General features: G+C 64.9%; 17 protein-coding genes and 1 tRNA gene. 14 read left to right on the top strand and 4 right to left on the bottom strand.

The features are described from left to right. The first annotated feature begins 25 nt into the window (after nt 1–25). The 8 genes from ACQCS0_RS15075 to ACQCS0_RS15040 all read left to right on the top strand — a co-directional run bounded on the left by ACQCS0_RS15075 (nt 26) and on the right by ACQCS0_RS15040 (nt 12,757). Entirely contained in the window at nt 26–1,888 is a 1,863-nt protein-coding gene (locus ACQCS0_RS15075; protein WP_354153377.1) for an ABC transporter ATP-binding protein, read from the top strand. Then, nucleotides 1,885–3,021: a GuaB3 family IMP dehydrogenase-related protein gene (locus tag ACQCS0_RS15070; RefSeq protein WP_354153378.1), complete on the top strand. Its 1,137-nt coding sequence runs from the start codon at nt 1,885–1,887 to the stop codon at nt 3,019–3,021. Before ACQCS0_RS15075 ends, ACQCS0_RS15070 begins: the two co-directional genes overlap by 4 nt. A gap of 137 nt (nt 3,022–3,158) precedes the next feature. Further along, on the top strand, nt 3,159–4,898 hold the full coding sequence (locus ACQCS0_RS15065) for a glycerol-3-phosphate dehydrogenase/oxidase (RefSeq protein ID WP_282329404.1): 1,740 nt from the start codon (nt 3,159–3,161) through the stop codon (nt 4,896–4,898). 45 nt (nt 4,899–4,943) lie between these two features. Further along, entirely contained in the window at nt 4,944–5,432 is a 489-nt protein-coding gene (locus tag ACQCS0_RS15060; RefSeq protein WP_354153379.1) for a PTS sugar transporter subunit IIA, read from the top strand. Between the two features lie 50 nt (nt 5,433–5,482). Beyond that, the gene (locus tag ACQCS0_RS15055; RefSeq protein WP_354153380.1) at nt 5,483–6,334 is read left to right on the top strand and encodes an SURF1 family protein; all 852 of its coding nucleotides are present in this window, start codon (nt 5,483–5,485) and stop codon (nt 6,332–6,334) included. Further along, nucleotides 6,331–6,831, top strand: a complete 501-nt coding sequence (locus ACQCS0_RS15050) for a DUF3817 domain-containing protein (protein WP_354153381.1) — start codon at nt 6,331–6,333, stop codon at nt 6,829–6,831. Before ACQCS0_RS15055 ends, ACQCS0_RS15050 begins: the two co-directional genes overlap by 4 nt. Nucleotides 6,832–6,931: 100 nt before the next feature. After that, on the top strand, nt 6,932–8,521 hold the full coding sequence (guaA, locus tag ACQCS0_RS15045; protein ID WP_354153382.1) for a glutamine-hydrolyzing GMP synthase: 1,590 nt from the start codon (nt 6,932–6,934) through the stop codon (nt 8,519–8,521). Between the two features lie 129 nt (nt 8,522–8,650). After that, nucleotides 8,651–12,757, top strand: a complete 4,107-nt coding sequence (locus tag ACQCS0_RS15040) for an AAA family ATPase (RefSeq protein ID WP_354153383.1) — start codon at nt 8,651–8,653, stop codon at nt 12,755–12,757. Between the two features lie 19 nt (nt 12,758–12,776). Here ACQCS0_RS15040 and cpaB read toward each other — a convergent pair whose 3' ends face one another. The 3 genes from cpaB to ACQCS0_RS15025 all read right to left on the bottom strand — a co-directional run bounded on the left by cpaB (nt 12,777) and on the right by ACQCS0_RS15025 (nt 14,618). Further along, nucleotides 12,777–13,523, bottom strand: a complete 747-nt coding sequence (gene cpaB / locus ACQCS0_RS15035; protein ID WP_354153384.1) for a Flp pilus assembly protein CpaB — start codon at nt 13,521–13,523, stop codon at nt 12,777–12,779. Nucleotides 13,524–13,622: 99 nt separating this feature from the next. After that, nucleotides 13,623–13,880, bottom strand: a complete 258-nt coding sequence (locus ACQCS0_RS15030; protein ID WP_354153385.1) for an FmdB family zinc ribbon protein — start codon at nt 13,878–13,880, stop codon at nt 13,623–13,625. A gap of 117 nt (nt 13,881–13,997) precedes the next feature. Then, the gene (locus tag ACQCS0_RS15025; RefSeq protein WP_354153386.1) at nt 13,998–14,618 is read right to left on the bottom strand and encodes a 5-formyltetrahydrofolate cyclo-ligase; all 621 of its coding nucleotides are present in this window, start codon (nt 14,616–14,618) and stop codon (nt 13,998–14,000) included. 108 nt (nt 14,619–14,726) lie between these two features. Between ACQCS0_RS15025 and galU the strand changes: the two genes are divergently transcribed. The 5 genes from galU (at nt 14,727) to ACQCS0_RS15000 (ending at nt 18,167) form a co-directional block, all read left to right on the top strand. Next, complete coding sequence (gene galU / locus ACQCS0_RS15020; RefSeq protein ID WP_354153387.1) at nt 14,727–15,632, top strand: UTP--glucose-1-phosphate uridylyltransferase GalU; 906 nt, start codon at nt 14,727–14,729, stop codon at nt 15,630–15,632. 5 nt (nt 15,633–15,637) lie between these two features. Next, nucleotides 15,638–16,255: a GNAT family protein gene (locus tag ACQCS0_RS15015; protein WP_354153388.1), complete on the top strand. Its 618-nt coding sequence runs from the start codon at nt 15,638–15,640 to the stop codon at nt 16,253–16,255. A gap of 148 nt (nt 16,256–16,403) precedes the next feature. Then, a complete protein-coding gene (locus ACQCS0_RS15010; protein ID WP_354153776.1) occupies nt 16,404–17,306 on the top strand; it encodes a hypothetical protein in 903 nt (300 codons plus the stop codon). A 126-nt stretch (nt 17,307–17,432) separates the two neighbouring features. Further along, nucleotides 17,433–17,505: transfer RNA gene (locus ACQCS0_RS15005), tRNA-Ala, on the top strand. 197 nt (nt 17,506–17,702) lie between these two features. Next, nucleotides 17,703–18,167 (top strand): MBL fold metallo-hydrolase, encoded by a 465-nt coding sequence (locus ACQCS0_RS15000; RefSeq protein ID WP_354153389.1) that lies wholly within the window; start codon nt 17,703–17,705, stop codon nt 18,165–18,167. A gap of 29 nt (nt 18,168–18,196) precedes the next feature. Here the strand turns inward: ACQCS0_RS15000 and ACQCS0_RS14995 are convergent, their stop codons facing one another. Further along, the gene (locus ACQCS0_RS14995; RefSeq protein ID WP_426940211.1) at nt 18,197–18,964 is read right to left on the bottom strand and encodes an integrase catalytic domain-containing protein; all 768 of its coding nucleotides are present in this window, start codon (nt 18,962–18,964) and stop codon (nt 18,197–18,199) included. 651 nt (nt 18,965–19,615) lie between these two features. Between ACQCS0_RS14995 and ACQCS0_RS14990 the strand changes: the two genes are divergently transcribed. After that, nucleotides 19,616–20,158, top strand: coding sequence for a PadR family transcriptional regulator (locus tag ACQCS0_RS14990; RefSeq protein WP_354153777.1), 543 nt, complete (start codon nt 19,616–19,618; stop codon nt 20,156–20,158).

Below are 20,158 nucleotides of genomic sequence, written 5' to 3'. Positions count from 1 at the left end.
CTCCGGGCGGAACTAGGCTGGAGCCATGTCCCAACCACGCCATCCCGCCGATCTGAACCCAAAAAGGGACCCCCAGCCGCGGTTGGCCCTGAGGCCTTACGCCAGGGCTGTGGCGCAGGTGCTGCGGGTCAGCTTCCAGGCCTCGCCGGCCGCCGTCGTGATGAAAGTAATCGGTTCGCTCATTTCGGCGACGCTGCCATTGGTGACCACCTACTTCGCAGCGCTGACCACCACGGCGCTGGCTGCCGCTTATTCCGGTGATTCCGCAGCAGGCCAGCAGGCCATTGTGTACGTCATCATCACGGCTGCCCTGGGGCTCTTCTGGGGCGGCTTCAGCAGCGTGGACCGCTACATCCAGCAGCTCATGAGCTTCAGGGTGGGCGCGATTGTGGGCGACCAGATGTATGAGCGGTTCCTGGCCCTGGAGTTCTGGCGGTACGACGACAAAGTAACGGTCGACCTCTACGACCGGGCCAAGCGGTTCTCTGATTCCTATGCGCGCGTGCTGGACCGGATCGCGGCCATCTTCACCCAGCTGGTCTCGGTAATCCTGGCCGTGGGGGCCCTGCTGCTGGTCAGCTGGTGGATCGCGGTGATTGTCCTGGTGGCCATCGTGCCCAGCGTCTACCTGCAGTTCAAGCTCTCGCGCGAACAGATCGCGCACTGGAACACGCAGGTGGACTCCCGCCGGCAGCGGCGGATGATCGAGACCAACCTGCTCCGCCCGCAGCACATCGCCGAGATGCGGCTCTACGGGATTGTGGGCTACCTGATGGATCTCCGCTCCCGGCTGCGCGACGCTGATGAGCGGCGCCGCCTGGACTTCCAGAAGCGCTACATTCCCAAGCAACTCGCCGCCGATGCCCTGCAGTACGGCGCCGAGGTGATCTCCCTGATCTGGGTGGTGGGCCAGATCATCGCCCGCGCCCAGCCCGTTGGCCAGTTCCTCTATGTCCAGCAGATCGTCAGCCGCGCATTGTCCACAGCCAACAGCCTGGTCTCCTCCCTCAGTTCGATTGACGAGGACCTTGCCAATCTCAAGGACTACGAGCTGTTCATGGCCATGCGCGTGCATTCGGACCACTCGCCGCCGTTGCTGCAGGGACCCAAAACAGTGGAGCTGCGGGACATCCACTTCACCTACACAGGCAGCGACACCGAGGTGATCCGCGGCATCAACATGACCATCCGCGAGGGCCAGCACATCGCCGTCGTAGGTGAGAACGGTGCCGGAAAGTCCACCCTGATCCGAATCCTCGCCGGGCTCTACCGGCCGGACTCAGGGCAGGTAATGCTCGACGGCGTCGATCTCGCCGCCGTCGACGTGAAGTCCTGGCACCGCCACCTGGCGGTGCTGAGCCAGGAGTTCCTGAAGTACGAGTTCGCCACTGCCGCCGACAACATCCGCTTTGGCGACGTCGAGTCGCCCCGTGATGATGAACGGATCCGCCGGGCGGCCAGCGACGCCGAAGCGCTGGAGTTCATCAATAAGCTGCCCAACGGCCTGGACAACTACGTCAGCAACTGGATGGAGGATCCGCGCGGCCGGAAGGGGAGCGGGCTCTCGGGCGGCCAGTGGCAGCGGCTCGCGATGGCCCGGAACTTCTACCGTAACGCCACCTTCATGGTGATGGACGAGCCGACGTCTGCCATTGACGCGCTGGCCGAGCACCGGATCTTCACCCGGCTGTTCGCGGACCGCAGCAGCACCATCATTGCCATCAGCCACCGGCTCGCCACCATTGAGAAGGCCGACATTGTCTACATGCTCGAAGACGGTCAGATTGTGGAACAGGGGACGCACAAGGAGCTGGTGGCCTTGCGCGGCCGCTACTTCAGGATGTTCGAATCGCAGTTGACGGCCGTGGAGGATAACCTAGAGCAGTGACTTACGAGATCGAGATCGGCCGTGGCAAGCGTGGGCGTCGTGCCTACTCCCTGGATGACATTGCGATTATCCCCAACCGTCGTACCCGCGACCCCAAGGACGTTTCCGTTTCCTGGCAGATCGATGCCTACAAGTTCGACATGCCCGTGATTGCTGCCCCGATGGATTCGGCCATGTCCCCGGAGACGGCCATCGCCCTGGGCAGGCTGGGCGGACTCGGCGTGTTGGACCTCGAAGGCCTCTGGACCCGGTACGAGCACCCGCAGTCCATCCTCGACGAAATAAGCGCCCTCCAGGACGAGGTTAACAGCCCTGCCGTGACCGGCCGGATGCAGGAGCTGTACCGCGCTCCCATCCAGCCGGAACTGATCACGTCCCGCCTCGCCGAGATCCGCGCCGCGGGCGTCACCGTGGCGGGCTCTCTCACCCCGCAACGCACCCAGGAACACTACAAGACCGTGGTGGCCGCCGGCGTCGACATCTTCGTGATCCGCGGGACCACGGTCTCGGCCGAGCACGTCTCGAAAGACCACGAACCCCTGAACCTCAAGCAGTTCATCTACGAACTGGACGTCCCCGTGATTGTGGGCGGGGCGGCCGGCTACACGCCCGCCCTGCACCTGATGCGCACCGGCGCCGCCGGCGTCCTGGTCGGCTTCGGCGGCGGAGCCACCGCAACCACCCGGCGCGCCCTGGGCATCCACTCGCCCATGGCTTCCGCCATCTCCGACGTTGCGGCCGCCCGCCGTGACTACATGGACGAGTCCGGCGGACGGTACGTCCATGTCATTGCCGACGGCGGCATGGGCACCTCAGGTGACATCGTCAAGGCAATTGCCATGGGCGCCGACGCCGTGATGCTGGGCAGCGCCCTCGCCCGCGCCGAAGAAGCCCCCGGCAAGGGCTGGCACTGGGGCCAGGAAGCCCACCACCTGGAGCTTCCCCGCGGGGACCGCGCCAACGTCGGCACCGTCGGACCGCTCGAAGAGGTGCTCTTCGGGCCCGGCCACCACACTAACGGCACGTCCAACCTGATCGGCGCACTCCGCCGTTCGATGGCGACCACCGGCTATTCGGACCTCAAGGAGTTCCAGCGCGTCGACGTCGTAGTTTCTCCTTACACCGGTAACTGACGCCCGCTCACTGATTAACGGCCGCCGCCCCCGATTCCATCTGGAGCTCCTCCCTCGGTGGACCCTGCCCTGCCCAACCGGGCGGCAAAGAAGTAGTGTTGATTAACTACCGGCAGCAGCGGCAAGGGAGGCGTTCAGTGAACAACGTTCCAAACGAAGGCGGGGTTCTTGGTCCCGCGGCCAGGGAAGCATCGATCGCCAGGCTCAGGGCTACCTCGGAACCCGGCAACGAACTGGACATCCTGATTGTCGGCGGCGGCATCGTGGGCGCCGGAGCGGCGCTGGACGCCGTGACCCGAGGCCTCAGTGTGGCGATTGTGGAAGCCAGCGACTGGGCGGCCGGCACGTCGTCGCGTTCCTCCAAGCTGATCCACGGCGGCCTGCGCTACCTGGAGATGCTGGATTTCGGGCTGGTGAAGGAAGCGCTGCACGAACGTGGCCTGATTCTTTCGGTTCTGGCACCGCACCTGGCCCGGCCCGTGCCGTTCCTGTATCCGCTGACCAAACCGTTCCTCGAGCGGCCCTATGTGGGCGCCGGGATCGCACTCTATGACGCCATGTCCATTACCGGCGGGCACAGCCGCGGCGTGCCGTTCCACAAGCACCTCAGTAGGCGGGGCACCCTCAGAGCCGCCCCCAGCCTGAAAAAAGACGCCTTTGTGGGCTCCATCCGCTATTACGACGGCCAGGTGGATGACGCCAAGTACGTGGCAAACCTTGTCCGGACGGCCGCACACTACGGCGCCCATGCGGTGAACCAGATGGCGGTGGTGGACTTCCTGCGGGAAGGTGAACGCGTGGTGGGGGCCAAAGTGGTCAACCACGAAGACGGTACGCACTTCAACGTCAAAGCCAAGCAGGTCATCAACGCCACCGGTGTATGGACTGACGAAACCCAGGCGATGGTCACGGACCGGGGGCAGCTCAAGGTCCGGGCGTCCAAGGGCATCCACCTGGTAGTGCCCCGAGACCGGTTCCAGTCCACGGTGGGGCTGATCCTGCGCACCGAAAAGTCCGTGCTCTTCGTTATTCCGTGGGGCAGGCACTGGATCATCGGCACCACGGACACTGAGTGGAACCTCGACAAGGCCCACCCTGCAGCCTCCAGCAAGGACATCGACTACATCCTCGAGCACGTCAACCGGGTCCTCAAACGCCCGCTGACCAGGGAGGACGTTGAAGGCGTCTACGCCGGACTGCGCCCCCTCCTGGCTGGGGAGAATGATTCCACGGCGAAACTGTCGCGTGAACACATCGTGGCCCACCCCGTACCGGGCCTGGTGGTGGTGGCCGGCGGCAAATGGACCACCTACCGGGTTATGGCCAAGGACGCAGTGGACGAGGCCACCCGCACCATGGATGAGCGGGTCCCGGCGAGCTGCACCGAAACCATCCCGCTGCTCGGTGCCGGCGGATTCAAGGCAGCCTGGAACCGCAGGAGCAGGACCGCCGACGAGTCCGGCGTACACGTGGCCCGGGTGGAGCATCTGCTGAACCGTTACGGGTCCATGACTCCGGAGGTACTGGACATCATCGCCCGGAATCCCGAATTGGCTGAGCCGTTGCCCGGTGCTGACGATTACCTGCAGGCCGAAGCCGTATACGCCGCTACCCACGAAGGCGCCCGGCATGTCCATGACGTCCTGACCCGGCGGACACGCATTTCCATCGAAGCCTGGGACCGTGGTGTATCGGCGGTGCCGGTTGTCGCTAAACTTATGGGCGAAGTCCTTGGCTGGAGCGATGTACAACGCGAAAGCGAAATAAAGCACTACATAGCACGCGTTGAAGCTGAACGGCTGAGCCAGCAGCAGCCGGACGACGAATCGGCCGACGCCGCACGGCTGGGTGTGGAGGACATTGTCCCTTTGCGCTGAGGCGGCACCGCATACCAGCACTTCTCCTGACTGAAGGGATACGCCTTGGCGGAACCACTTGACCGGTACGATGCCGATCTCACCACCTCCGATCTGGTGATTCTGGAGTTGGAAGCAACGGGCAAGTCGGACGCCGCGGCGCAACTCGCAGAGCGCCTCTTCGCCGCCGGGCGCGTCACAGACCTGCCGCGGTTCATGGAGCACGTCAACGCCCGCGAACACCAGCTCGCCACCGGCCTGCCGGGCGGGATCGGGCTCCCGCACGCCCGCAGCGAATTCGTTTCGCGGACGTCCATCGCCGTAGGCATCACCAAGTACGGCCACTCCCTGGACTTCGGTGCCGCTGACGGTCCGGCCACCGTCATCCTGCTGATCGCTACCCCGGCAAGCTCGTTTTCCGATCACCTCGAAGTCCTGGCCACGCTGGCACGCTCCCTGTCCAAGGAATCCTTTCGGGAGTCGCTGCGCCGGGCCTACGATGCCGAAGTCATCGCTGAACTTATCAACTCCAGCCTCGTGTTCTTCGACCACTAGCGATCGGGGGCTATTAGTTGTTCTACAGAGGAACGAAGTACGGTTAAGACGTGTGGAAAACAGCCCTTAAGCCCCGATGGATCGCAGGCCTGGTCTTCGCGATCGCCGTCTCCGGGGTGTTTGTCTTGCTCAGCCAGTGGCAGTTCGGGCGCTCCACGCAGCCCGAGGTTGCGGTGAATCCCGGCACCGAGGACGTGAGGGTGCTGACGGAAACGCTTGTCCCCGGATCATTCTTCCCCGGGTCAGTGTCAGACCAGATGGTCGCCGCCGAAGGAACCTACGACCCCGCCAAACAGGTTCTGGTGCCAGAGCGCCTGAAGAATGGCGAGAGCGGCTACTGGGTGGTTTCCGCCTTCGCCGTGACCGGAGCGCCTGCGGTCACCGGTGTCGCTGCTTCCCCGCAGACCTGGATTCCCGTAGCCCGCGGTTGGGTGGCAGATCCCGACGACGCCGGCGCACCGCCGTCGGGCATTGTGAACCTGACCGGACGGCTGCTGCCGTCTGAATCGCCGCTGCCTTCCACCGCGCCGGACGCCGGACGCGCCACCGCCGTGTCGGTTGCCGAACTCATCAACTACTGGGACGTCAGCATGTACCCGGGATTTGTGGCCGCGACCTCGGAACTGGCCGCCGGGTCCGACCTGTCCGCGGCGGCCGTTGACGGAGCCCTGAAGCCCCTGGAAATCGGTCCCCAGCCGCCTGCCCAGCAAGTCAACTGGCTCAATCTCTTCTACTCGCTCGAATGGGTAGTGTTCGCCGGCTTCGCCCTGTTTATCTGGTGGCGCCTCGTGAAGGACGACTACCGGCGGGACCTCGAAGAGGAACTCGACGACAATCCTCACCATGATGCTCCGCCCGCCGAAGCAACTTCTGAACAGCTCCAACAAAAGGTAAAGCCATGATCGAACCGAAACCGGCCATCCAGCAGGGTCCTGCGCAGGGCAAAGGCAAGAAGCGCCGCTTCGGCGGTACCGAGCGGCAGATCCGGTCCGCGCTGAAGTTCTACAAGGTGCTGGCGTACCTCACCGGCGCCATGCTGCTGCTGCTCTGCGCCGAGCTCATCGCACGTTACGCCTTTGGCCAGTACCTTTTTGCCGGCGGCACCAGCGCCGTCACGGGCCAGCCGTTCGGCCTGGGTTTCGCCGACGCCGAGCCCAAGGGCGTGGAGGGCGGCGCGAACATCTCCGTCGCCGTGCTGATCCTCCACGGCTGGATGTACGTGGTGTACCTGATCTCCAACTTCCGCCTGTGGTCGCTGATGCGGTGGCCTTTTATGAAGCTGATCCTCCTGGCACTGGGCGGCGTGGTGCCTTTCCTGTCCTTTATCGTGGAGAAGAAGTTCCACGCCGAGGTGGAAGCCGAACTGGCCGCGCACCCCCAGGCCACACAGCGCTACTGAACGCTGCAGCGGTGGGGAAGTCCCGCCGTCGGACGTTCACTGCGTCACACCCACGGTCCTGAATGTGCGGCAGGGCGATGCCGCAAAGTAGGCTAGTGAGGTGACTACTCCCACTGCATCCCAGACTTCCCAGAAGCCGGTGCTGGTTGTTGACTATGGTGCCCAGTACGCGCAGCTGATTGCCCGCCGCGTCCGGGAAGCGAATGTGTATTCGGAAGTGGTTCCGCATACCTTCACCACCGAGCAGCTCCTGGCCAAGAACCCCGCCGCCATCATCCTTTCCGGTGGTCCCTCCAGCGTTTACGCGGACGGTGCACCCGCCGTCGGCGCCGACCTGTTTGAGGCCGGCATTCCGGTCTTCGGCATCTGCTATGGCTTCCAAGCCATGGCCAATGCCTTGGGCGGGAAGGTCGACAAGACCGGCCTGCGCGAATACGGCTCCACCGAAACCACCATCCTCGGTGAGGGCCGCTCCGTCCTCGAAGGGATGCCGCAGCACCAGAACACCTGGATGAGCCACGGCGACTCTGTGCACGAGGCCCCCGAAGGCTTCGAAGTGCTGGCGACGACGGCCGGCGCTGAAGTGGCTGCCTTCGCCAACGAAGAGAAGGCCCTCTACGGCGTGCAGTGGCACCCCGAGGTCAAGCACTCGGCCTATGGCCAGCAGGTGCTGGAAAACTTCCTGTTCAAGGGCGCAAAGCTGGAGCCCAACTGGACCACGGGGAACATCCTCGAGGAGCAGGTGGACCGGATCCGTGAGCAGATCGGTGACGCCCGGGTTATCTGCGGGCTCTCCGGCGGCGTTGACTCTGCCGTTGCGGCGGCGCTCGTCCAGCGGGCCGTTGGCGACCAGCTGACCTGTGTGTTCGTTGACCACGGCCTGTTGCGCGAAGGCGAAGCCGAGCAGGTGGAACGCGACTTCGTTGCCGCCACCGGCGTCAAGCTGTACGTAGCCAACGAGCAAGAGCGCTTCCTGTCGGCCCTGGCCGGCGTCAGCGATCCGGAAACCAAGCGTAAGATCATCGGCCGCGAGTTCATCCGCGCGTTCGAAGAGGCCGAGCTGGCCATCATCGCCGAGGCCGCGGCCCACGGCGAGAAGATCAAGTTCCTGGTCCAGGGCACGCTGTACCCGGACGTCGTCGAATCCGGCGGCGGCGAAGGTGCTGCGAACATCAAGAGTCACCACAACGTCGGTGGCCTTCCCGAGGACCTGCAGTTCGAACTGGTTGAACCGCTCCGCGCACTGTTCAAGGACGAGGTCCGCGCCGTGGGCGCCCAGCTGGGCCTGCCCCAGGAAATCGTCGGGCGCCAGCCGTTCCCCGGCCCCGGACTGGGAATCCGCATCGTCGGCGACATCACCCAGGAGCGCCTGGACCTGCTACGCAAGGCAGACGCCATCGCGCGTGCCGAGCTGACCGCAGCCGGGCTGGACAACGAGGTGTGGCAGATGCCGGTAGTCCTCCTGGCCGACGTGCGCAGTGTCGGCGTCATGGGTGACGGCCGCACGTACGGCCACCCGATTGTGCTGCGTCCCGTTTCGTCCGAGGACGCCATGACGGCGGACTGGTCCCGCCTGCCGTACGATCTCCTGGCCCGGATTTCGAACCGGATCACCAACGAGGTGGAAGGCGTCAACCGGGTGGTGCTGGACGTGACCAGCAAGCCGCCGGGAACCATCGAGTGGGAATAGCAGTGTGAGTGGCCGGTCTCCGTCAGCGGAGGCCGGCCATTGTTGTCATCCGTTGAAATCCACGGCAATTTGGCCTGATCCAGTGTTGCGGTCTCTCATCCCGGCTTCATTGCGGCTACGCTCGAAAGTATGCCGGTATGGTCCAGGGCGTCACGTGCAAACGCAGAAAAGAAGGCAGTAGTGTCAGTTGGTCAAGGCCACCCGGAGGGTTCTGAGGAGCTTGGAAAATGGCTGTCCGGGCTTAAACCCGTCACCGGGGCAGACACCATGCTGCGTTTCACCAAGACCCCCGAAGGTTCCATTGACCTGACCCATGCGCACCCGTCCGGCCTGGCCCAGCTGATGGCCGGCCGCCGCACACGGCTGTCCACACTCATCCGGGACCACCAGCAGTACGTCGTCGCGGCCCGGGCATCGCGGAACATCCGCTCCAAAATCTTCGAACTCGGAAATGACCGTGGCATTGATGCCGGTTACCTATCCGCAGGCACCGTCGTGTGGACCTCCGCCGTCGGCGGCAAACCCCAGCGCATCTCCGCGCCGGTGATGCTCACCGCAATCTCGCTCACGGTCCGGCCAGGTGAGGACGACTACGAACTGCAGCTCACCGAGCAGGCCAACATCAACCCGGCCCTGGTCCGGCACCTGAAGACTGTCCACGGCATTGTGTTTGACGTTAACGCCGTGACCCGCCTCGCTTACAGCACCGCGCGCTTCGATCCCCAGCCTGTCCTGGACAGGCTCGCAACGCTTATCCGGCCCATCCACGGCGCCGAAGCCCAGCACAATTTGCTGGTGTCCACTTTCGCGGACCTTTCCGGAAACCTGGACGATCCCTGGATCAACGAGGGCAACCCGCTGGTCGCAGCCCTGGCCAAGGCGGCCGGCGGTGGGGTCATTGACGTACCCGTGCCGGACCCCTCCCGCTTCCCGAGCGTGGACACTCGCCACCCGGACGACGAACTGCTCCTCCTCGACGCCGATCCGGCCCAGCAATTCGTTATAGATGCCGCCCGTGCTGGAGACTCCCTGGTGGTCAGCAGCCCGCCGGGAACAGGACAGACCCAGACGGCCATCAACACCATCGGTGCCCTGGTGGATGCGGGCAAGTCTGTCCTGGTGGTAGGCGACCGCCGGGCCAGCCTGAACGAAGTATCCGCACAACTGGAATCGCTTGGACTTGAATCCATCCTGTTCCAGCTCTCCGGCACAGCCACCCCCCAGCAGCTCAAGGCCCAGCTGGTGCGGGCCATCGTGCGGAACGAAAAATCACTTGAGCCGCAGCTGGGGAACCTCCACCGGACCCTAACTGAGCACCGGCACGCGCTGATGGATCACGTGGCGTCCCTGCATAACGTGCGCCAGCGCTGGGGCTGTTCGCCGTATCAGGCCATGCAGTCACTGGCCGAGCTGACTTCCATCCATCCGGCTCCCGCCACCACCGTGCGTCTCAAACGCAGTGTGCTGGACAGCATCCGCGACCGCAATGAGCTCGCCGGCCGGCTCCGCCGCGCCGCCGAGCTTGGCAGCTTCAGCCGCGCGTCCACCGCCAGCCCGTGGCACGGCGCCCGGCTGCTCACCCGCAAGGAGACCGAGGAAGCCCAGGAGCTCGCCCGGTCAGTGGCGAAGAACCTGCCTATTCTGCGTGACCGGATGAACAGCGTGGCCGAACATGCCGAAATCCGGCTTGGCGAGTCCTTCTCGGAGTGGGGGAAGCAGCTCGAACTCCTCATGGCTGTCCGCGAAAGCCTCGATAAGTTCACACCGGACATCTTCGACAGGCCGGTCAACGATCTCATTTCCGCCACGGCGTCCTCCGCCTGGCGCCGGGAGCGGAACGTCGACATGGCCTCCATGCAGCGTTCCCGCCTGCGCCGGGTCGCGAAAGAGTACGTCCGTCCGGGCGTCCACATCAGTGATCTCCACAGCTCGCTGGTGCTGGTGCAGGAGCAGCGTGCACTCTGGTCCGGGTACGCCACCTCACAGCGCCACCCGGCCGTCCCCTCGGGCCTTGCCGAAATGAATGTGATGTACCGGTCGCTGGACCGGGAACTGACCCAGCTGGGCGAGGCCCTCCGGCACACACAGTCCGGTGGCTCGCTGGCAACGGCCCGCTATGAGGAACTCATGAAGCGGCTGGAGCGGCTCGTGGCCGACACCCACACGCTCAAAACGCTTCCCGAGCGCACGCTGCTCGTGGAAAACATGCGCGAGCACGGCCTGGGGGAGCTCCTGGCCGATCTTGCGGACCGGGAGGTTCCCGCAGGTTCCGTCGGAGCAGAGCTTGAACTGGCCTGGTGGCAGTCCGCGCTGGAAGCGATGATCAGCGGCGACGATTACCTCGCCATGTCTGACGGGGACGCGCTCCGGCAGCTTGAGGCCGAGTACCGGCTCGCGGACAACGCTCACATTGCCAGCGGAGCCGCGCGCCTGCGCTGGGAACTGTCCGAACGGTGGGGGGCCGCGCTTGCGGAACACCCGCGCCAGGCCCAGCTGCTCAGGAGCCTGCTCAAGGACGGCAGGGTTACCCTCGCGGCGCTGACGGCCCAGGCCGCCGAGCTGGTTCCCATGCTGGTGCCGGTCTGGTCGGTCAGCCCGTACCTCATGACCGGGCTCTTGCCGGCCGAACAGCACTTCGACGCCGTGGTCATCCTGGACGCCGAAGCGACGTCGCTGCAGGCCGTCCTGCCTGCCATCGCCCGAGCCGGGCAGGTCATTGCCTTCGGTGATGCCAAGATTGCCAGCCCCCGGACTTTCACTGTTGGTGTTGAGCGGCTGGCCGCCGGTGAGGCGGCCCACCATCGCGTCGAAAGCGCGTATTCGGCGCTGTCTGCGGTCCTGCCTGTCTGGCGGTTGAATTTTGTCTACCGCGCGGTTGACGAGGACCTGGTCCTGCAGCTGAGCAAGAACTCCTACGACGGCGCGCTCCGCAGGCTCCCGGAGGGGCAGTCGGCCACAGGACTGGACAGGGCGCTCCTGGTCGAGTACCTGCCCGACGGCACAGGGCTGCCCAGCGCCGACCACGAAGGCGTGGAATCCGTGGTGGCCGAGGTTAACCGCGTGGTCCAGCTGGTCTTTGAGCACGCCCGGACGCGGCCGCGCACGTCGCTGGCAGTGGTCACCGCCAGCCTGCGCCATGCTGCCCGGATTGGTGAGTCAATCCGTCTTCAGCTCCCGAACCACCCGGGACTGGCCAGTTTCTTCAGCGCAGGATCCGAGTCATTCCGGGTGGTTGACCTTGAGCGTGCCCAGGGCCTGGTCCGTGACCACGTGATCTTCTCACCCGGTTTCGGCCGCACTCCGCATGGCCGGGCGCTGCACAATTTCGGACCCCTGTCGGCTGAGGGCGGGCGGGAAAAGTTCGCTTTGGCCATGACGCGTGCCCGCCGATCGCTCCACGTCCTGACGTGTTTCCAGCCCGAAGACCTTGACCACACGCGGCTGTCCTATGGTGCGGTGGACTTCTACGAGCTCCTTAACCGTGAAATTGCCGGAAAGACCGATCTCGGTACCCCGGCCTCGCGCGCCGCTGCCAGCGAGCAGGCGCTTGGGGCCGATCCCCTCGTGGCCGATCTTGGCGACCGGCTGCGTGCCCGCGGCGCCCGAGTCTGGCACCAGTACGACGGCGTGATTGACGTAGTGGCCGCAGCAGACCCGCTCAGCACCATGGGCCAGGACGACGCCGATATTCCGCGGCCGGTGGCCATCGAGTCGGACGGCACGGAGCAATACCGCACCATGAGTGTCCGAGAGCGGAGCCGGCTCCGCCCTCAGCTGCTGGAACGGATGGGCTGGCGGTACATGCCGCTCTGGACCATCGAAGTCTTCACGGACCCGTCCGCCTGCGCGGACCGGATCGCGGGTTACCTGGGCCTCGAGAATGTTCTGCCGCCCGGACGCGGCACTGCCTCCGGCGGATTCTTTGACGAGGACATGGACGCGCTCGCGCTGGGAAATATTGGAAACAACAGGAACGAAGACCAGGCCGGACGCCTGGCCAGTGAGGAGGCGGTTGTTGTGACGTCACGGAATGCCGATCAAGCCGAGACGCAAGGTGACGACCAGCCGGATGAGGCAGTTGACGGGACGGCCGCTGCGCCGGACCGCAAGGTGCCAGGGGCAGCAGGCATCTTGCCCAACAAGGCTGCGGAGGATGACCCGAAGCGCTGGGGCGACGGCCCGGACAACGATCACGACGCGTGGCTGAAGGAAAACAAGCCGCCGCACTGGGGCTGACCTCCAAGCTGCAACGGCTTCACCGCGCGATGCCTTCCGGTCCCACCAGGACGAAAAACAGTTTGCCCTGGGCGGAGGCCCCGGCAAGCCGCGCAGCCTGCTCCGGAGCTGCCGCCACGACAATCAGCCCGTCGGTTTCGCCGGTGCTTAGCCACTGACCCGTCCTGCCGCCCTGTCCTGATGTCCACAGGACGGGAACGGACGTTGCCAGCACTTCTGAGGGGGACTGCTGATCGTAGCCGTTCGCCCCGGTTAGTACCACGTTGACCAGTTGCCCGGGCGATACGAGCTGGATGGAGGAAGGATCGGCCATCCTCAAGGGCACGGCTGCGGAGCCCGGCGGCGTTCCGGTCAGCAGGCCGGGTCCCAGCAGCAGGGAGTCGGTCACAAGCTGGCCCTTCCGCAAGGGGGCTGCCAGTTGTTTTCCCGCGGCTTCACCGGTGTGGGATATGGCCCCGGCGGTCAGCATCCCCGGCGGGATCTTCGTTGCCGTCATGTCCGTGGCCGACAAGGCCGTGCCTGCGGGGAGGTCCCGCGCCGCAGCCAACACCGGGACAGTATCGGCGGGCGGGGGAGTGAGCTGATGGACCGTGATCCCCGCTGCAAGGCACAGCAGGAGCGCTATCGCAAGGCGCCGGTTCCGGCCCAGCCAGGCTAACAGCCTATGGCCACGCACGGCGCGGGGGCGTGCTAACGGGAGCGGACGGCGGACCTGGCGTCCCGGCGGGGCGGATCCGCGGCTGGAACGAAAGAGAGTAGCGGGCATGCAAACCACGCTACGTACCGGCAACGGAGTCCGACAGAAGCGAAGGTGCCTATGTGGAAAACCGAGCCGCCGGCGTCGTACGTCTTGTTAGAGGGGAGGTCAGCTGGCGGCAGCGGCCGTGGCAGGCGCCGGCGCGGCCACGGGGGCGGCAGGGGCAGCCGAAACGGTGCTTCCCTTGGTATCCCGGGAGTCAGTCCGGTAGAAACCGGAGCCCTTGAAGACCACGCCCACGCTGTTGAACTTCTTGCGCAAGGCGCCCTGGCACTCCGGGCATGACGTCAGGGTGCTGTCGGTAAACGACTGGAAAACGTCGAAGGCGTGGCCGCAATCCTTGCAGGCGTAAGCATAAGTGGGCACTGGGTGATCCTCCTCGGGGGCAAACGAGAGGTCCTGTGCCGCGCTGAACGAAAACCGTCCATTAGCAGTCGCAGGGCCTGAGTGCCAATTCTATCACCCCCGGAAAGTAGCCCTCCGTCAGGCTTTGTCCGGTAGCCGGATCAAACCTGACGGCGTCAGGGCAGCCGGCACCCTCCGGTCAAAGTCTTCGGCGGGAATGCTTCCGGCCGGAAGCAGTTCGGCATCGAAGACAACGGCCGCTAACGGGATCTCAAGTCCGTCTCGGCCAAGGGAGCCCAGCAGGACGTCGTAGTAGCCGCCGCCCTGGCCTACGCGGTTGCCGTCCCTGTCCACGGCCGTGGCGGGGATGAAGAGTGCGGCAACAGACGTCATGATGCCGAGGCCAAGGCGAGGTCCGGCCGGTTCCAGCACCGGTGCATAACGGCTGCGGACAAACTCGACGCCGGGGGTCCACTGCGTCCAGCTCAGCCGGCGTCCGGGCTCACAGACAGGGAGCAGGACTGTGTGGCCATGCCGATGGAGTTCGATGATCAGGGGCAGTGTGGGCGGTTCGGGTTCTACGCCCAGGTATGCGCAAAAGGTCGACGGCGTCCCACCGGTGAGCTGTTCAGCCCAGGCAACGCCGTGGACGGCCAGGGCGGCACCGGTGGTGTCGCGGTGAGTGGGATCCGTCGCGGCACGGCGCGCACGATGGCGTGCGCGGATGTCCGCCTTGGCTGCGCTGCTGTCTTCGGACATGCCGCTCCTTGGTTGCCGTTCCCTGTGGACGTTGCAGTCGCTGCGGTCCGTTGGCGCTGGAGCCACCAATAATTACTGAATGATCAGCCCCTCCGTTAGATTAGTCCAGTGACTACCACTCAGCAGACAGTACGCAAGGCCGTTATTCCCGCTGCCGGACTGGGCACCAGGTTCCTGCCGGCCACCAAAGCCATGCCCAAGGAAATGCTCCCGGTGGTGGACAAGCCGGCCATCCAGTATGTGGTTGAAGAAGCCGTCAGCGTTGGCCTGAACGACATCCTGATGATCACGGGACGCAACAAGCGTGCCCTGGAGGACCACTTCGACAGGGTTCCTTCGCTGGAGGACACCTTGGAAGCCAAAGGCGACCTCGCCAAACTTGAGTCCATCCAGGCAGCAAGCAACCTCGGTGACATCCATTACGTCCGGCAGGGTGACCCCAACGGCCTCGGCCACGCAGTGTTGCGTGCAAAGCAGCACGTTGGCAATGAACCATTTGCCGTCCTCCTCGGCGATGACCTGATCGATGCCCGGGACGAACTTCTCAGCACCATGATCGACGTCCAGTCCAAGACCGGCGGATCTGTGGTGGCCCTCATCGAGGTGGACCCCTCCCAGATCAGTGCCTACGGTTGTGCCGACGTGCAGGAGATCGACGGTGAAGGCTATGTCAGGATCAACAAGCTCGTTGAAAAGCCCAGTGTGGAGGAGGCGCCCTCCAACCTGGCCGTCATTGGCCGCTACGTCCTCCACCCGGCAGTATTTGACGTGCTCGAGCGCACCGGCCCGGGCCGGGGCGGGGAAATCCAGCTGACGGACGCCCTACAGGAACTGGCTGCCGGCGAAGGCGAGGGCCACGGAGTTTACGGCGTGGTCTTCCGCGGCCGCCGCTACGACACCGGCGACAAGCTCAGCTACCTCAAGGCCTGCGTCCAGCTCGCCATCGACAGCGAAGACCTCGGCCCAGGCCTGCGGGAATGGCTGCCGGGCTTCGCAGCCGGCCTCGCTAAATAACTGCCGTGCGCCCCGGACCCATCTGGCCCGTAACACTCGAATGTGGCGACCTGATCCTGCGCCCCATCCGGTATCGGGATAAGAAGGAATGGACCCAGGTCCGTGGGCGCAACAGCGAGTGGCTAGCGCCCTGGGAAGCATCCAACCCGGCACCCGGCGGTGCGCTGCCTGACTACCGGCAGATGGTGCGGTCCTTGAAAATCCAGGCTGCCCAGGGGACGGCTTTGCCGTTCCTGATCACTGAGCGCACGCCCAGGTTGGCCGGCCCGGTCATCGTTGGCCAGCTGACTGTGTCCTCGATTGTGTGGGGTTCGGCCATGATGGCCACGCTGGGGTACTGGGTTGACCAGGCGCGCGCCGGTCACGGCATCGCGCCCACGGCGGTGGCCATGGCCACGGACCATTGTTTCCAGGCAATGGGCCTGCACCGGATGGAGATCAACATCCGGCCCGAGAATGGCCCCAGCCTGCGCGTGGTTGAGAAGCTGGGCTTCCGCGACGAAGGCCACCGTCCACGCTTCCTTCACATCAACGGGGAGTGGGCGGACCACCGGTCCTTTGCGCTGACCGCTGACGAGGTCCCAGAGGGGCTGCTCGCGCGGTGGCTCGCGTCCCGGTCCTGACCCGCCGGACCTGAACCGCCCATGGGTACTTCCAAGGTCATAAATCCAATGAATTGCCACGTTGCCGGCGACACACCGTGGCTAATGCGGGGGCGGCTGCCCTAATGCTCATACGGTTTTGATTGTGGACTTCCCCCTAAGCAGCTCAGTGATCCTTGTGGTTGCCGTTGTGCTCTGGATCGTGTGGGTTGCGCCCTACGTTCTGCGGAACCGCCAGCACCAGGTCCAGGCCGCTGGCGACTTCCTGGCGGACGTACCAGCCATTGAATCATCGGACCCGAGAGCCGGGACGGTAATGAACATCGCCGCCCCGCAGGAGAAAGCCATGGAGATCAGGAAGAGCCCCGAAACCGCCACGGAAACGTCCGGCAACGCGACGACGCGCGGCGCGTTCCGGATCCGCTATGGCAGGGCAGGGATCGCCCTCGTTGGTGTCACAGCGTTGCTGAGCGCCTTTGTTTCGGGTGTTCTTCTGCCGTTCGGAATCGGAAGCGCGCTGCTGCCGGTAGCCGGTCTGGCCACCACCGGCGCAGCTGTGTCGGTGCTCCGGACCTTGGCTGTCCGGGACCGCAAAGCGAAGGTGAACGCCGCGTTTCGCTCAGCGATGAGTGCCCCCGTGCAGCGTTCAGGATCTGTCGCCACGAATGCAGCGGCCCGCCCCGCCGCCCGGCCGGAAAGCCGGCTCTTTGACGCCGAGGCCCATCAGCCCAAGCCGAAGCCCGAGCCCCTGACTGCAATGGAACTCCGGGAAGCGGCACTGGCTGTGGCCGTTGCCGCCGGAGATGCCAGCGCCGCCGCTGCTTTGGCGCCGGCCGACACAACCTGGGAACCGGTGGACGTGCCAAGGCCGGTGTACGTTGAGGCCGCCAAGGCCGAGCGCCCGGCGCCCCAGCCGCTTGACCTTCCCGAGGCGCCCAAAGCCGTCGGCAGGCCGTCCCTGAAACAGGGCGTCACCGGAGCCACGCCCGCCGCGCCCGCCGCGAAGCCCCTCACCAAGGCGCAGAGCGCCCTGAGCAACCTCGACGACGTCCTGCAGCGCCGCCGCGCCTGATAGCTTGCCAGGGCAGCCCAGACCGTTTGCCAGTCCGGGTGTGGAGTGTCAATTCGCAATGCGGGACGAAAATTTGTAGCCTAAGGTCACCGGTACCGCCGTTCATCAGGGAAGGTGGACTGTTCCGGGGCTATAGCTCAGTTGGTAGAGCGCTTCGTTCGCATCGAAGAGGTCAGGAGTTCGAATCTCCTTAGCTCCACAAATAAAGCCATTTGACCTGCGGAAACGCTGGGTTGAAGGGCTTTTCTCTTGCCTTGCGATCGCTCAAGCATACGGAAACCACACGCAGTTGGGCCGATTCCAGCTTCACGACATGGAATGATGCAGAATAACCCGACTCATCCGAATCCGTAAGAGGTCCGCCGCACCCATTCTTAACCGCCGCGAGAGGAACTGATGAGCCTGCGGTCGACTACCATCACCCGTCACGCCCAGAAGGAAGCGTGGCTGAACAAGGTGCTGCCGCCCGTGGAGCAACTCGGCCGTGACGTGTGGCCCATCCTGTTCCCCGACAACCCCATGCGCTATACCCTGAGCTACATGCTCTTGGGCGACGGCGACGCCGTCCTGATCGATCTGGGCTGGGACAGTGACGCCGGTCTGGACCATCTGGCCGCCGGTCTACGGCAGGCGGGCCTTGGCCTCACCGATCTGACGGGCATTGTGGTTACTCATTTCCACTCGGACCATCTGGGTATGGCCGGCCGCCTGCGGACGGCGTCCGGGGCCTGGGTGGCTCTCAGCGACCGGGAAGTGCGGCGGCTCACCGCCTCCGCTGACCTGGACCTTGTCCTCCGCGCCGACCGCGTGGGCCTGACCTCGTGGGGCGTGCCGGCCGCAGCCGTGCGGAGGTGGCCTTGAACCGCACCGGCCCTCCGAAACGACTCATGTCAAGATGCACGCGAAAGTGTCTTGCTTGCCTCATCTAATTGTGCTCGCGTGGATGATGCTTCCAGTGCCCGTGTTTTCGCTGCGGCGAGTGCGATCAGCTGGGTCTGGATCTTGGTGATGCCGCGGGTGAGGTCGGCCGGGTTGGTGATCTCCATCAGCTCGGCGAGTTCCGCGGCTTTAGCTCCGGTCAGGATCCCGGAATCGATCACGCGTTGGTACGGGGTACGCGGTTTGTCATAGATGCGGGCCTTCTTCCCGTGCTTATTGGAGCGCCAGCCGACCGCTTTCGTGGTGGCGGTGAAGAGGTTCAGCCGTACCCGCACGAGGGCGTAGAGGGCGTTGAGCAGCTTCAGCTCCGCGGCGGTATCGTAGCGGTAGTGGAAGGCGTGCCGGCGGACCACGTCGCCGTTTTTCTGCTCGACGTGGGCGTTGTCGTTGGACTTGTACGGCCGGGACCGGGTGAAGTAGATGTCCTTGTCATCGACCCATTTGATCAGGGCGTAGTTGATGAACTCTCCTCCGTTATCGGTATCCAACCCGACCATGGGGAACGGCAGCCGTGCCACGACCTCATCCATTGCCTCCAGCACCCATTTGTGCGCGCCGTTGCGGACCGCGACGTTCTCGGTCCAGCCGGTGAACACGTCCGTGGCGGTGAGGGTCCTGGCGAATTCCCCGGCCAGGGTGGGGCCGCAGTGGACGACCATGTCGGCTTCGATGAAACCGGGAGCCTGTTCGTGTTCATCCCCGGCCTTGCGGACCGTGATTGAGTTGCGCAGCAGGGCCCGGCCTTGGTCGCGGACAGGCCTTTAGGCCTGCCGGCGTCCTTGGTCGGTTTGAGCAGCCGGTCGATGGTGGCACCGGAGACCTTCAGCAGCTGCGCCCTCACCTCAGGGGTCAGCCTGTCCTTGTCCAGTTCCCCGAAGGCCTCAAGCTTGGGCAGCCACAGGTCCATGGTGGCGGCCAGGTACTTACCCGACGGCATCCCCGCGAACCGCCACACCTCGATCAGGACCTTGAGGGTGCCGTAGCCGTAAGTACGTCCCCGCGGCTTCCGCACAACAGCCTTCGCAGGACCCTTACGCTTACGGGCCGTGGACAGCGCCCGACGGGCATTGGCCCTTGACCAGCCGGTGACGGCCACCAGCTCATCGAGCACCGCCCCCTTGGCCTTCTTGGCTCCTTTCGCATAATCGCGTGCGTACTGCTTCGTGATTTCCCTACGCGTACCCATCGACAGGCCCATCCCTCATCGTCACCGCCGTGCCCGTGGCGGCCCGTGATTTACGCGAGCGTTTCTCAAATGAGGCACGCACCCCATCTCGCGAGCACTATTGATGAGTCTGGTCGCCCTCTAGCCTCAGGGCATATCGTTAGCTATCGTTTAGTATCGTTCGCGATCTACTAGGGAGGGCATGATGCATAATTCATTTCCTGCAGGCGGATTTATGGGCAACAACCTGGACGGCATGTGGCAGGCCGTTGAGGAGTTTCGCTCGCGGTTCGAGAAGCGCTCCGGCACCCGTGCGGGTCGAGGGGAGTTGCGGTCGGCAGTGCTGGCACTGCTCGCGGAGCGTCCCATGCACGGATACCAGATCATGCGTGAGATCGAGGAACGCAGCGGCGGCACTTGGATACCCAGTGCCGGATCTGTCTACCCAACACTGCAACTGCTCGCCGATGAGGGGTTCGTAAGCGCTGAGGAATCCAACGGCCGCAAAATCTACTCGTTGACAGAAGCCGGCCGGGAGGACGTCGCGAGTACCGAAACGTCTGCGCCCTGGGACTCCATGGGTCAGGCGTCGGGGACCGGGTTCGCGGCGCTGCCCAAGGCGGGGGTGGAGCTTGCCCAGGCCGCGGCCCAAGTGGGGCGCACCGGATCGTCGAAGCAGGTACAAGAGGCTGTGACAGTGCTCCAGGACGCTCGCCGCCGGCTGTACTCGATCCTCTCCCAGGGCTGA

Source organism: Pseudarthrobacter sp. S6, from assembly GCF_050156575.1.
In the GTDB taxonomy this organism is placed as follows: domain Bacteria; phylum Actinomycetota; class Actinomycetes; order Actinomycetales; family Micrococcaceae; genus Arthrobacter.
This window is presented reverse-complemented; position numbering and strand designations above follow the sequence as displayed.

Excerpts from the sequence above, each read along its gene's own strand:
- ACQCS0_RS15025 (WP_354153386.1), bottom strand. The coding sequence starts at position 14,618 with ATGTCCGAAGACAGCAGCGCAGCCAAGGCGGACATCCGCGCACGCCAT.
- cpaB (WP_354153384.1), bottom strand. The coding sequence starts at position 13,523 with ATGCCCGCTACTCTCTTTCGTTCCAGCCGCGGATCCGCCCCGCCGGGA.
- ACQCS0_RS14990 (WP_354153777.1), top strand. The coding sequence starts at position 19,616 with ATGCATAATTCATTTCCTGCAGGCGGATTTATGGGCAACAACCTGGAC.
- ACQCS0_RS15000 (WP_354153389.1), top strand. The coding sequence starts at position 17,703 with ATGAGCCTGCGGTCGACTACCATCACCCGTCACGCCCAGAAGGAAGCG.
- ACQCS0_RS15075 (WP_354153377.1), top strand. The coding sequence starts at position 26 with ATGTCCCAACCACGCCATCCCGCCGATCTGAACCCAAAAAGGGACCCC.
- ACQCS0_RS15040 (WP_354153383.1), top strand. The coding sequence starts at position 8,651 with ATGCCGGTATGGTCCAGGGCGTCACGTGCAAACGCAGAAAAGAAGGCA.
- ACQCS0_RS15050 (WP_354153381.1), top strand. The coding sequence starts at position 6,331 with ATGATCGAACCGAAACCGGCCATCCAGCAGGGTCCTGCGCAGGGCAAA.